This window comes from Kineococcus auxinigenes, assembly GCF_050871525.1.
Taxonomy (GTDB): Bacteria; Actinomycetota; Actinomycetes; order Actinomycetales; family Kineococcaceae; genus Kineococcus.
On record NZ_JBKBCT010000097.1, the window covers coordinates 1 to 12,551 of the forward strand.

12 protein-coding genes are annotated in these 12,551 nt (G+C 74.6%); 8 read left to right on the forward strand and 4 right to left on the reverse strand.

The window, feature by feature from the left end:
- The first annotated feature begins 319 nt into the window (after positions 1–319).
- From rapZ to ACRYR9_RS18290, 8 genes are all read left to right on the forward strand, one after another.
- Positions 320–1,294, forward strand: coding sequence for an RNase adapter RapZ (gene rapZ / locus ACRYR9_RS18255; RefSeq protein WP_432497664.1), 975 nt, complete (start codon positions 320–322; stop codon positions 1,292–1,294).
- A gap of 23 nt (positions 1,295–1,317) precedes the next feature.
- The gene (locus tag ACRYR9_RS18260; RefSeq protein WP_432497676.1) at positions 1,318–2,349 is read left to right on the forward strand and encodes a gluconeogenesis factor YvcK family protein; all 1,032 of its coding nucleotides are present in this window, start codon (positions 1,318–1,320) and stop codon (positions 2,347–2,349) included.
- A gap of 91 nt (positions 2,350–2,440) precedes the next feature.
- On the forward strand, positions 2,441–3,421 hold the full coding sequence (gene whiA / locus ACRYR9_RS18265) for a DNA-binding protein WhiA (protein WP_432497662.1): 981 nt from the start codon (positions 2,441–2,443) through the stop codon (positions 3,419–3,421).
- A 173-nt stretch (positions 3,422–3,594) separates the two neighbouring features.
- Complete coding sequence (gene gap, locus ACRYR9_RS18270; protein WP_432497659.1) at positions 3,595–4,599, forward strand: type I glyceraldehyde-3-phosphate dehydrogenase; 1,005 nt, start codon at positions 3,595–3,597, stop codon at positions 4,597–4,599.
- 85 nt (positions 4,600–4,684) lie between these two features.
- Complete coding sequence (locus ACRYR9_RS18275; protein ID WP_432497657.1) at positions 4,685–5,914, forward strand: phosphoglycerate kinase; 1,230 nt, start codon at positions 4,685–4,687, stop codon at positions 5,912–5,914.
- A 48-nt stretch (positions 5,915–5,962) separates the two neighbouring features.
- The gene (gene tpiA / locus ACRYR9_RS18280) at positions 5,963–6,748 is read left to right on the forward strand and encodes a triose-phosphate isomerase (RefSeq protein WP_432497654.1); all 786 of its coding nucleotides are present in this window, start codon (positions 5,963–5,965) and stop codon (positions 6,746–6,748) included.
- A gap of 145 nt (positions 6,749–6,893) precedes the next feature.
- Positions 6,894–7,145, forward strand: coding sequence for a preprotein translocase subunit SecG (secG, locus tag ACRYR9_RS18285; RefSeq protein ID WP_432497651.1), 252 nt, complete (start codon positions 6,894–6,896; stop codon positions 7,143–7,145).
- Between the two features lie 48 nt (positions 7,146–7,193).
- Positions 7,194–7,544, forward strand: coding sequence for an RNA polymerase-binding protein RbpA (locus ACRYR9_RS18290; protein ID WP_166610646.1), 351 nt, complete (start codon positions 7,194–7,196; stop codon positions 7,542–7,544).
- Positions 7,545–7,636: 92 nt separating this feature from the next.
- Here ACRYR9_RS18290 and pgl read toward each other — a convergent pair whose 3' ends face one another.
- The 4 genes from pgl to tal form a co-directional block, all read right to left on the reverse strand.
- Positions 7,637–8,389, reverse strand: a complete 753-nt coding sequence (gene pgl, locus ACRYR9_RS18295; RefSeq protein WP_432497648.1) for a 6-phosphogluconolactonase — start codon at positions 8,387–8,389, stop codon at positions 7,637–7,639.
- Entirely contained in the window at positions 8,386–9,705 is a 1,320-nt protein-coding gene (opcA, locus tag ACRYR9_RS18300) for a glucose-6-phosphate dehydrogenase assembly protein OpcA (RefSeq protein WP_432497645.1), read from the reverse strand. The genes pgl and opcA overlap by 4 nt, the downstream gene beginning before the upstream one ends.
- A gap of 61 nt (positions 9,706–9,766) precedes the next feature.
- Positions 9,767–11,302, reverse strand: coding sequence for a glucose-6-phosphate dehydrogenase (gene zwf / locus ACRYR9_RS18305; RefSeq protein WP_432497643.1), 1,536 nt, complete (start codon positions 11,300–11,302; stop codon positions 9,767–9,769).
- On the reverse strand, positions 11,299–12,423 hold the full coding sequence (tal, locus tag ACRYR9_RS18310) for a transaldolase (protein ID WP_432497641.1): 1,125 nt from the start codon (positions 12,421–12,423) through the stop codon (positions 11,299–11,301). The genes zwf and tal overlap by 4 nt, the downstream gene beginning before the upstream one ends.
- Positions 12,424–12,551 lie beyond the last annotated feature (128 nt).

Genomic DNA, 12,551 nt, shown 5'->3' on the forward strand with positions numbered 1-12,551 from the left:
CCCGCCCCCCCCGCCCCCCCACCACATCCAACACCCGCCCCCCCCCCCCCCCCCCCCCCCCCCCCCCCCCCCCCCCCCCCCCCCCCCCCCCCCCCCCCCCCCCCCCCCCACGGCGCTGGCCGTGCTGGCGGCCCTGTCCGGGGCGGACGCCCCCGAGCCGGCGGTGAACACCGCGACGGGCGAGCTGCTGGAGTGAGCGGCGCCGTCCGCCGCGCGGTGTCGCCCCGCGGCGGGCTCCCGCAGCGGCGGGGACGCCACGTCACCTTCCGGGTGCGGAGCGTGCCGGCCTCGTCGCGCGCGACACGCCCGGGGTGACAGGATGACACCCGTGGAACCACCGGCAGACGCCCGCACCGAGGCTCCCTCGGGCCCTGCGCCCGAGGGCTCCGACGCCGTTGCCGCGCAACCGGACCAGGCACAGGCCGCCCGCCCGCGCCGGCCCGAGCTGCTCATCATCACCGGCATGTCCGGCGCGGGCCGTTCCACCGCCGGCAAGGCGCTGGAGGACCTCGGCTGGTACGTCGTGGACAACCTCCCGCCGCAGATGCTCGAGCCGCTGGCCGAGCTGGCCGCGCGCGCCGGGCTGTCCGTGCCGCGCATCGCCGTGGTCGTCGACGTGCGCGGCGGCAGCTTCTTCGCCGAGCTGACCGGCACGCTCGCCGCCCTGGACACCCGCCACGTCTCCCCGCGGGTGCTCTTCCTCGACGCCACCGACGAGGCCCTCGTGCGCCGCTTCGAGTCCGTGCGCCGCCCGCACCCCCTGCAGGGCGACGACCGCATCGTCGACGGCATCGCCCGCGAGCGCGCCCTCACCGGCGACCTGCGCTCGCGGGCCGACGTCGTGGTGGACTCCTCCTCCTTCAACGTCCACCAGCTCGGTGCCCTCGTGGCGTCCCTGTTCGAGGCCGAGGGCAGCGACGACCTGCGCGTGACCGTCATGAGCTTCGGCTTCAAGTACGGCACCCCCGCCGACGCCGAGCACATCGCCGACCTGCGCTTCCTGCCCAACCCGCACTGGGAGCCGGAGCTGCGCCCGCTGACCGGTCAGGACGACCCCGTCTCGGCGTACGTGCTGGCCGCCGAGGGTGCCCAGCCCTTCCTCGACCGCTACGTCGAGGCGCTGGAGCCGGTGCTGACCGGCTACCGCCGCGAGAACAAGCGCTACGCGACCATCGCCTTCGGCTGCACCGGCGGCAAGCACCGCTCCGTGGCGATGGCCGAGGAGCTCGGGACCCGCCTGCGCCGCGCCGGCGTGGGCGTGCGCGTCCTGCACCGCGACCTGGGGCGCGAGTGAGCCTGCCCACCGGCCCCGTCCCGATCACCGGCGCGCTGCCCGTGCGCACCGCACCCGCCGCGCAGACCGGGGCGCCGGCCGTCGTCGCGCTGGGCGGCGGTCACGGGCTGTCCGCCTCCCTGTCGGCCCTGCGCCACCTCACCGACCGCCTGACCGCCGTGGTGACCGTCGCCGACGACGGCGGCTCCTCCGGCAGGCTGCGCCGCGAGCTGGGCGTGCTGCCCCCCGGGGACCTGCGGATGGCCCTGTCCGCCCTGTGCGACGACTCCGAGTGGGGCCGCACCTGGCGCGACGTGCTGCAGCACCGCTTCGACTCCGCCGGCGGCCTGCACCAGCACGCCACCGGCAACCTGCTCATCGCCACCCTGTGGGAGCTGCTCGGCGACGAGGTCAGCGGCCTGGACTGGGTGGCCCGGCTGCTCGGGGCGCGCGGGCGGGTGCTGCCGATGGCCGCGGTCCCCCTGGACATCGAGGCCGACGTGCTGGGCCTGGTGCCCGGCGACGAGTCCGCGCTCACGCCCGTGCGCGGCCAGGTCGCCGTGGCCTCCACCACCGGCCGGGTCAGCGGGGTGCGGCTGGTGCCCCCGGACCCGCCGGTGCCCGCGGAGGTGCTCCACGCCGTGCGCACGGCGGACTGGGTGGTCCTGGGCCCGGGGTCCTGGTTCACCAGCGTCCTGCCGCACCTCATGGTGCCCGCCCTGGCGCAGGCGCTGTGCGAGACCGCCGCCCGGGTGTGCGTGACGCTGAACCTCGCCGTCCAGCCGGGGGAGACCGACGGCTTCAGCGCCGAGGCCCACCTGGACGTGCTCGCGGCCCACGCCCCCGGGCTGCGCGTGGACGCCGTGGTGGCCGACCCGGTGGCCGTGGGGGACCCGGCGGGGCTGGCGGCCGCTGCGGCCGGGCTGGGTGCCGAGCTGGTGCTGCGTCCCGTCTCCACCGGTGACGGCACCGCGCGGCACGACGCGCTGCGGCTGGCGGCGGCGTACCGGGACGTCTTCGCCGGCCCGGTGGTCCCCGGCCCGGGTGCGGGGGTGGCACCGTGGGGGCGGTCGTGAGCGCGCCCGCGGGTGCGGGCGCGGGCGGGGACACGCAGGGGGCGGCGCGGTGCGCGCCGCCGGGGGACGCGAGGTCCGAGGAGGACTGGGCATGGCGATGACGGCGGCGGTCAAGGACGAGCTGAGCCGGCTGCCGGTGACGACGACCGCGGCGCGCAAGGCCGAGGTGTCGGTGATGCTGCGCTTCGCCGGCGGGCTGCACATCGTCTCCGGGCGCATCGTCATCGAGGCGGAGCTGGACTCGGCCTCGATCGCCCGGCGGCTGCGCCGCGACATCGCCGACGTCTTCGGCCACCCCAGCGACCTGCTCGTCGTGCAGGCGTCCGGCCTGCGCCGCGCCACCCGGTACGTGCTGCGCGTGGCGCGCGAGGGGGAGTCCCTGGCGCGCCAGACCGGTCTGCTGGACACCCGCGGCCGGCCGGTGCGCGGCCTGCCCTCGCACATCGTGTCCTCCTCGGCGCAGATCGCCGAGGCCGCCTGGCGCGGGGCGTTCCTGGCGCGCGGCTCACTGACCGAGCCCGGACGCTCCGCCGCCCTGGAGGTCACCTGCCCCGGCCCCGAGGCGGCGCTGGCCCTGGTGGGGGCGGCCCGGCGCCTGGAGCTGTCGGCCAAGGCCCGCGAGGTGCGCGGCGTGGACCGCGTCGTCCTGCGCGACGGCGACGCCATCAGCGCGCTGCTGACCCGGCTGGGTGCGCACGACGCGATGATGACGTGGGAGGAGCGGCGGATGCGCCGCGAGGTGCGCGCCACCGCCAACCGCCTGGCCAACTTCGACGACGCGAACCTGCGCCGCTCGGCGCGCGCGGCCGTCGCCGCCGGCGCCCGCGTGGAGCGGGCCCTGGAGCTGCTGGGCGACGACGTGCCCGACCACCTGCTGCAGGCCGGGCGCCTGCGCCTGGAGCACAAGCAGGCCAGCCTGGAGGAGCTGGGGCAGCTGGCCGACCCGCCGATGACGAAGGACGCCATCGCCGGGCGCATCCGCCGGCTGCTGGGGATGGCCGACAAGCGGGCCGGCGAGCTCGGCGTGCCGGGCACCGACTCGGGCCTGTCCGCGGACATGCTCGACGCCTGAGCCCCGAGGGGAGCACCGGGTGCGGCCGGGCCGCCGACCCACCCCGGCTGCACCCGACGTGACGCAGGCCATAGGGTCGTACCGTCGCCGCGGCGCTGCGGCTGGCGCAGCACATGACGATCACGCAGAGCTGACGCGCCCGGGCCCGCCCGGTGCGTCGAGGAGGAGAGCGCATGACCACCAAGGTCGGCATCAACGGCTTCGGCCGCATCGGCCGCAACTTCTTCCGCGCCGCACTGGCCTCCGGTGCGGACATCGAGGTCGTGGCCGTCAACGACCTCACGGACGCCAAGGCGCTGGCGCACCTGCTCAAGCACGACTCCGTCCTGGGCAAGCTGGCCGAGGACGTGCGCGTCGAGGGCGACTCCATCGTCGTGGGGTCCCGCTCGGTGAAGGTCCTGGCCGAGCGCGACCCGGGCAAGCTGCCCTGGGGCGAGCTGGGCGTGGACGTCGTCATCGAGTCCACCGGCTTCTTCACCGACGGCGAGAAGGCCAAGGCGCACGTGACGGCCGGCGCCAAGAAGGTCGTCATCTCCGCGCCCGCCAAGAACGACGACGTCACCGTCGTCATGGGCGTCAACGACGGCGACTACGACGCCGCGAAGCACACGATCATCTCCAACGCCTCGTGCACCACGAACTGCCTGGCGCCGCTGGCGAAGGTCCTCAACGACGCCTTCGGCATCGAGCGCGGCCTGATGACGACGGTGCACGCCTACACCGCCGACCAGAACCTGCAGGACGGCCCGCACAAGGACCTGCGCCGTGCCCGCGCCGCTGCCCTGAACATCGTGCCGACCAGCACCGGCGCGGCCAAGGCCATCGGCCTGGTGCTGCCCGAGCTGAAGGGCAAGCTGGACGGCTACGCGCTGCGCGTGCCGGTCCCGACCGGCTCGGCCACCGACCTCACCGTGACCCTGAGCCGCGAGGTCAGCGCCGAGGAGGTCGACGCCGCCTACCGCGCCGCCGCCGACGGCCCCCTGAAGGGCTACCTGGTGTACTCCGACGAGGAGCTGGTCTCCAGCGACATCGTCACCGACCCCGCCTCCTGCATCTACGACTCGGGCCTGACCAAGGTCATGGGCGACCAGGTGAAGGTCGTCGGCTGGTACGACAACGAGTGGGGCTACTCCAACCGCCTCGTCGACCTCGTCAAGCTGGTCGGCAGCTCCCTCTGAGCACCGTCACCGGCCCGGGGCAGCGCGCCCCGGGCCGGTGAGCGCTGCCCGCGCCCGCCCGACCCCAGGCCCTCCCGGAGGAACCGTGAAGACCATCGACGACCTCGAGCGCGAGCTCGGCGGCCTGCGCGGCCGGCGGGTGCTGGTGCGCAGCGACCTCAACGTGCCGCTGGACCACTCCGGCGACGTCCCCCGCATCACCGACGACGGCCGCGTGCGCGCCTCGGTGCCCACGCTGCGCCGCCTGCTGGACGCCGGGGCCCGCGTCGTCGTCACGGCCCACCTGGGCAGGCCGAAGGGGGCTCCGGAGGCGAAGTACTCCCTGGCCCCCGTGCACGCCCGCCTCGCGGAGCTGCTGGCCGGCGTGGACGTCTCCTTCTGCCCGGTCACCGTCGGTGACGAGGCCACCGCCGCCGTCGAGTCGCTGGCCGACGGTTCGCTGGTGCTGCTGGAGAACGTGCGCTTCAACGCCGCCGAGACCAGCAAGGACGACGCCGAGCGCGGCGCCTTCGCCGACTCCCTCGCCGCCCTGGCCGACGCCTACGTCTCCGACGGCTTCGGGGCCGTGCACCGCAAGCACGCCAGCGTCTACGACGTCGCCCAGCGCCTGCCGCACGCCGCCGGCGGCCTGGTCGCCACCGAGGTCGAGGTGCTGCGCCGGCTGACCACGTCCCCCGAGCGCCCCTACGCCGTGGTGCTCGGCGGCTCCAAGGTCTCCGACAAGCTCGGTGTCATCGACAACCTCCTCGGCTCCCTGCTGACCTCCGGCGACCGCCTCCTGGTCGGTGGCGGCATGGTCTTCACGTTCCTGAAGGCCGCCGGCCACGAGATCGGCGAGTCCCTGCTGGAGGAGGACCAGCTGGAGACCGTGCGCACCTACATGCGCACCGCGCAGGACAAGGGCGTCGAGCTGGTGCTGCCCACCGACGTGGTCGCCGCCACCGCCTTCGCCGCCGACGCCGACCACGCCGTCGTCGCCGCCGACGCGATCCCCGCCGACCGCATCGGCCTGGACATCGGGCCGGACTCCGCCGCCGCCTTCGCCGCGAAGCTCGCCGACGCGCGCACCGTCTTCTGGAACGGGCCGATGGGCGTGTTCGAGATGGAGCCGTACGCGGGCGGCACCCGCACCGTCGCCCAGGCCCTGGCGGACTCGCCGGCGTTCAGCGTCGTCGGCGGCGGCGACTCCGCGGCGGCCGTGCGCACCCTGGGGTTCGCCGACTCGCAGTTCGGCCACATCTCCACCGGCGGAGGCGCCAGCCTGGAGTTCCTGGAGGGCAAGCACCTGCCGGGCCTGGACGTCCTGCAGGACTGAGCGACCCGCCCCCCGCCCCAGCCCGCCCCCGACCCACGGACGGACCCCATGAGCCGCACCCCCCTGATCGCCGGGAACTGGAAGATGGTCCTGGACCACCAGCAGGGCACCCTGCTGGTGCAGAAGCTGGACTGGACCCTCAAGGACGCCAGGCACGACCACTCGGCCGTCGAGGTCGCCGTGCTGCCCTCGCACACGTCCCTGCGCACCGTCCAGACCCTGATCGAGGGCGACCAGCTCGCGATCAAGCTCGGCGCCCAGGACGTCTCCGCGCACGAGTCCGGCGCGTACACCGGTGAGGTCTCCGCGGCGCAGCTGAGCAAGCTGGGCGTCACCTACGTCGCGGTGGGCCACTCCGAGCGCCGGCAGTACCACGGCGAGGACGACGCCACCGTGCGCGCCAAGACCGCCAAGGCCCTCGAGCACGGGCTGGTGCCGATCGTGTGCGTCGGGGAGGCCCTGGAGGTGCGCAAGGCCGGTGAGCACGTCGCCTTCACCGTCGGGCAGGTCACCGCGGCGCTGGAGGGCCTCAGCGCCGCTCAGGTGGCCGGGCTCGTGCTGGCCTACGAGCCGGTGTGGGCCATCGGCACCGGTGAGGTCGCCACTCCCGAGGACGCCCAGGAGGTCTGCGAGGCGGTCCGCACCGCGGTCGCCGGGCAGTTCGACGCGGAGACGGCCCAGGCCGTTCGCATCCTCTACGGCGGCAGCGTCAAGCCCGCCAGCATCGCCTCGATCATGCGGCAGCCGGACGTCGACGGCGCCCTCGTGGGTGGCGCCAGCACCGACGCCGGCGACTTCGCCGCCATCGTGCGCTACCGCGACCACCCCGCCTGACGACTCTCCTGGCCACTCACCCGGTACCTGCCGGGGCGCGCCGTCGGCGCCGCGGTTCCCCGGACCGCTGCGCCGATGGCCTACTCTGGTCCAGCCCCGACCCGGTCGGCCCGCTGTGCGGGCGGCCACGAGATGAAGGATCCGCGTGTCCGTCCTCCGCATCGTTCTGCAGGTCCTGCTGGCGCTGTCCAGCCTCTTCCTGACGCTGCTGATCCTCATGCACAAGGGCAAGGGCGGGGGGCTGTCGGACATGTTCGGCGGCGGTGTCACCACCAGCCTGTCGGGGTCCAGCATGGCCGAGCGCAACCTCAACCGGTTCACGGTCGGGGTGGCCCTGCTGTGGTTCGTGTCCATCGTGCTGCTCGGCCTGGTGCAGCGCTTCGCCGACGACTTCTGAGCAACAGAGCACCAGACCGCGAGCAGCGGACGAGGGGAGACGTTCAACGTGGCAGGTGGCAACGCCATCAGGGGCAGCAGGGTCGGCGCCGGTCCCATGGGAGAGGCCGAGCGCGGGGACACCGCCCCTCGCGTCCGCATCTCCTACTGGTGCGCCAACGGGCACGAGACGCGGCCCAGCTTCGCCGAGGAGTCGGGCGTGGAACCGCCGGAGACGTGGGACTGCCCGCGCTGCGGGTTCCCCGCCGGCACGGACCGCGCCAACCCGCCGGCGCCCCCGCGCAACGAGCCGTACAAGACGCACCTGGCGTACGTGAAGGAGCGTCGCAGCGACGCCGACGGCGAGGCCATCCTCAACGAGGCACTCGAGGGTCTGCGCGCTCGCGGTCTCATCCGCTGAACCCCGTGGGCGGTGCCGCCAGGGCACTGCCGTGAGGACGACTGAAGGGCCCCGACCGTCGCGGTCGGGGCCCTTCCGTCGTGCTGGGTGAGTCAGCGGGGCAGGTCGGCGGCGGCCGCGTCGTCCACGAGCCACAGCGTCGCCTCGGTGCCGCGCACACCGGCCGCGGGGGTGGCGCTCACGTCCTCCCCGGCGACGCCACGGCCCACGGCAGCGGCCTTCTCCGCACCGGAGGCGACCACCCAGACCTGCCGGGCGCGGGCCAGCGCCCCGAAGGTGAAGGACAACCGCACCGGCGGCGGCTTCGGCGACTGCCGCACCCCGATGACGCTGGACTCGTCGCGCGCCAGGCCGGGGTGGTGCGGGAAGAGGGAGGCGACGTGACCGTCGGGCCCCATCCCCAGCAGCAGCACGTCGAACGCGGGCACCTCCGCACCACCGGCCACCGAGGCCAGCTCGGCGGCGTAGCGGGCGGCCGCGGCGTCGGGGTCGTCGCCGTCCGGGCCGTCGGAGGCGGGCGGTTCGTGCACCGTGGCCGGGTCCAGGTCCAGCGCGTCCAGCAGGGCGCGGCGGGCCTGGGTGGCGTTGCGGTCCGGGTCCCCCGCCGGCAGGAAGCGCTCGTCGCTCCACCACAGGTGCACCCGCCGCCAGTCCACGGCGTCGCGGGCGGGCGAAGCGGCGACGGCCTCGAGGGTCTTGCCGCCGATCGTCCCGCCGGTCAGCGAGACGTGCGCGACGCCCCGCTGGGCCAGGGCGTCGGTCACGGCCGTCAGCAGCCGGGCGGCCGCGGCGTGCGCGAGCACCTCCGGCGTGGGGTGGACGACGACGAGGGGGTGCGCGCTCACGCCGTGGTCCTCCGGGTCGTGCGCCCGGTGGTGCCGCCGGCCGCAGCCCGCTTCACCGGCGCGGCCTTCTTCGCCGTGGCCTTCTTCGCCGTGCTCGCCCTCGGCGGCGCGGCCTTCTTCGCGGTGGTCCCCTTCGCGGCCGCGCCCCGGCCGGTCGCCGTCCGCTTCGCCGCGGCGGCCTTCTCCGCCGGCGCGGTCCCGCGCTCCGAGGCGTTCTCGGAGTGCTCGGCGTTCGGCACCGCGGTCCCGCCGACGCGCTGGGTGGGCTCGGTGGGCCGGGCCCGCTTCATCGCCCGGGACACGCGCGCGGACTCCACCTCCGCGGCGGCCTGGTCGCGCGCGGTCTCCGCCGGCGGCCGCAGCCGCCCCTGCGCCTGCGCGGCGCGGACCGTGACGACCTTGGAGCCGACCTTCGGCAGCCCGTCCCGCAGCACCTCGCCGTAGACCTCGTCCGGGTCCAGGCGGCGCAGCTCCTCCGACAGGCAGTCCTTGACGGGCCGGCGCGCCAGCGCCATCCGCCGGTCCGGCTGGCCCGGCTGCGTCAGCGTCGCCACGTTCTGGTCGGGGCGCACCAGCTCCACGGCACCCGAGGCGCGCTCCAGGCGCACGCTCTGCACGCCGGTGCCCTTCTTCGTGCGAGCCCGCAGCACCGGGGCCTTCAGCTTCACGGCCAGCCACGCCGCCAGCAGCTCGGTGCTCGGGCTGTCCGGGGCACCGGCCACCGTGATGGAGGTGACCCGCTCGAAGGGCGGCTGGTCCAGTGCCGCGGCCAGCAGCGCCCGCCAGTTCGTCAGGCGCGTCCACGCCAGGTCGGTGTCCCCGGCGCGGTAGGTGGCCCGGCGCTGCTCCAGGGCCTTGCGCGGGTCGCGGGCCTCGGCGGAGTCGGTGATCCGGCGCTGCGCGATGCGCCCGATGGGGTCGCTCGCGAGGTCCTCCGGCGCCGCTCCCGGCCACCACGCCACGATCGGCGCGTCCGGCAGCAGCAGCGACACGACCGTGGTCTGGCCGTGCTCGACGAGGGGGCCGTACGCGCGCAGCACCACGACCTCGCTGGCCCCGGCGTCCCCGCCGACGCGGATCTGGGCGTCCAGGCGCGCCGCGCCGCGCTTGTTGCCCCGGGCGAGCACGAGCACCCGGCACGGGTGCTCGCGGCTGGCCTCGTTGGCCGCGGCGATCGCGTCCTCGGCGTGCGCGTCGTCGGTGACGACGACGAGCGTGAGCACCCGGCCGAGCGCGACCGCGCCACCGGAGTCGCGCAGGTCGACCAGAGCCTTGTTGATGGCGCTGGTGGACGTGCTGGGCAGGTCGATGATCACTTCGTCCGCTCCCCGTCGAGGTGCTGTCCGGTGCTGGGGCCCGCCGCCCGGGCGGCGGGCGTCACGGCCGACGCCACGCGCGGCCGGTGCGCTCGAGCATGGCCGTGGCCGAGGCCGGTCCCCACGTCCCGGACGCGTACGGCTCGGGCTTGCCGTTGCGGGCCCAGAACTCGATGATCGGGTCGAGGATCTTCCAGGAGAGCTCGACCTCCTCGTGCCGCGGGAACAGCGGCGGGTCGCCGAGCAGCACGTCCAGGATGAGCCGTTCGTACGCCTCGGGGCTGGACTCGGTGAAGGCGTGGCCGTACCCGAAGTCCATGGTGACGTCGCGCACCTCCATGGCGGTGCCCGGCACCTTGGAGCCGAACCGCAGGGTGACGCCCTCGTCGGGCTGCACCCGGATCACCAGGGCGTTCTGCCCCAGCTCCTCGGTGGCCGTGTGCTCGAAGGGCAGGTGCGGCGCCCGCTTGAAGACGACCGCGATCTCCGTGACCCGGCGGCCCAGGCGCTTGCCGGCGCGCAGGTAGAACGGCACGCCCGCCCAGCGGCGGGTGTCGATCTCCAGCTCGATCGCGGCGAACGTCTCGGTCGTGGAGTCGGCGGGGATGCCCTCCTCGTCCAGGTACCCCTTGACGTGCTCGGAGCCCTGCCACCCGGCGGAGTACTGCCCGCGCGCGGTGGAGCGGGACAGGTCCTTCGGCAGCCGCACCGCGGAGAGGACCTTCGCCTTCTCCGCGCGCAGCTCGGCGGCCTCGAAGGAGACCGGCTCCTCCATGGCCGTCAGGGCCAGCAGCTGCAGCAGGTGGTTCTGGATGACGTCGCGGGCCGCGCCGATGCCGTCGTAGTAGCCGGCCCGGCCGCCGATGCCGATGTCCTCGGCCATCGTGATCTGCACGTGGTCGACGTGGTTGGCGTTCCACAGCGGCTCGAACATCTGGTTGGCGAACCGCAGGGCGAGGAGGTTCTGGACCGTCTCCTTGCCCAGGTAGTGGTCGATGCGGAACACCGAGTCGGCGGGGAAGACGTCCTCGACGACCGCGTTCAGCTCGCGCGCGGACTTCAGGTCGTGCCCGAACGGCTTCTCGATGACCACGCGGCGCCACTGGTCGCCGTGCTGGGCGCTCAGCCCGCTGCGCGCCAGCTGCTTGGCCACGACGGGGAAGAACCGCGGCGGGATCGACATGTAGAACGCGTGGTTGCCGCCGGTTCCGCGCACGCGGTCCAGGTCGGCCACCGTGGCGGCCAGCTGGTCGAAGGCCTCGTCGTCGTCGAACTCACCGGGCACGAACCGGAAGCCCTCGGCCAGCTGCGCCCACACCGACTCGCGGAAGGGCGTGCGGGCGTGCTGGCGCACGGAGTCGTACACGATCTTGCCGAAGTCCTGGTCCACCCAGTCGCGGCGGGCGAACCCGGTCAGGGCGAACCCCGGCGGGAGCAACCCGCGGTTGGCGAGGTCGTAGATCGCCGGCATCAGCTTCTTGCGGGCCAGGTCGCCGGTGACGCCGAACATGACCATCCCGCACGGCCCCGCGATCCGCGGCAGGCGGCGGTCGCGGGGGTCGCGCAGCGGGTTCGAGCCCGCCGGGGTGGAGCTCACTTGCCCTCGACCTGGGTCTTCACGCGCTCCAGCTCGTCGGTGACCGTCTGCAGCAGCTCGGTCCAGCTCTTCTCGAACTTCTCCACGCCCTCGCGCTCGAGCAGGTCCACGACCTCGGTGTAGGAGACGCCCAGGCGCTCCAGGTCGTCCAGGACGGCCTGGGACTCGCCGTAGGAGCCGCGGATCGTGTCGCCGGTGACCTCGGCGTGGTCGACCGTGGCGTCCAGCGTCTTGCCGGGCATCGTGTTGACGGTGTTCGGCGCCACCAGTTCGGTCACGTACAGGGTGTCCGGCAGGTTCGGGTCCTTCACGCCGGTGGAGGCCCACAGCGGCCGCTGCGCCTTGGCGCCGGCCTCCTTCAGGACCTGCCAGCGCGGGGTGCCGAAGACCTCCTCGTAGGCCTGGTAGGCCAGGCGGGCGTTGGCCAGGCCGGCCTTGGAGCGCAGGGCCTTGGCCTCGTCGGTGCCGACGGCGTCCAGGCGCTTGTCCACCTCGGAGTCCACGCGGGAGACGAAGAACGAGGCGACCGACTCGATCTTGGAGATGTCCAGGCCCTTCTGCTGGGCCTGCTCCAGACCGGTCAGGAACGCCTGCATGACGGCGCGGTAGCGGTCCAGGGAGAAGATCAGCGTCACGTTGACGCTGATGCCCTCGCTGATGGCCGTGGTGATCGCACCCAGGCCCTCGACCGTCGCGGGGATCTTGATGTAGAGGTTGGGGCGGTCCACCGCGGCCCAGAGCTTGCGGGCGGACTCCTCGGTGGCCGCGGTGTCGTGCGCCATGCGCGGGTCCACCTCCAGGGAGACCCGCCCGTCCAGGCCGTCGGTGCGGTCGAACACCGGCCGCATGATGTCGCAGGCGCGGCGCACGTCCTCGGTGGTGATCTGGAAGACCGCCTCCTCGGTGTCGGCGCCGGCGGCGATGAGCTGCTCGACCTGCTCGGTGTAGGCGTCGCCCTTGGCCAGCGCCGTGGCGAAGATCGTCGGGTTGGACGTCACGCCCAGCACGCCCAGGTCGACCAGGCGCTGCAGCTCGCCGGAGCCGGTCAGCTCGCGCGAGAGGTCGTCCAGCCACACCGACACGCCGTGCTGGCGCAGGGCCTCGAGGTTCTTGCTGCTCACGGTGGTTCTCCGTTCCGTTCGTCCACTGCGGGCGCCGGGACGGGCGCCCTCGCTGCTGGCGTCCCGTCCCGCGTGCGGGGCGGGACGCCGGTGCCCCGGGGGGGGGGGGGGGGGGGGGGGGGGGCGGG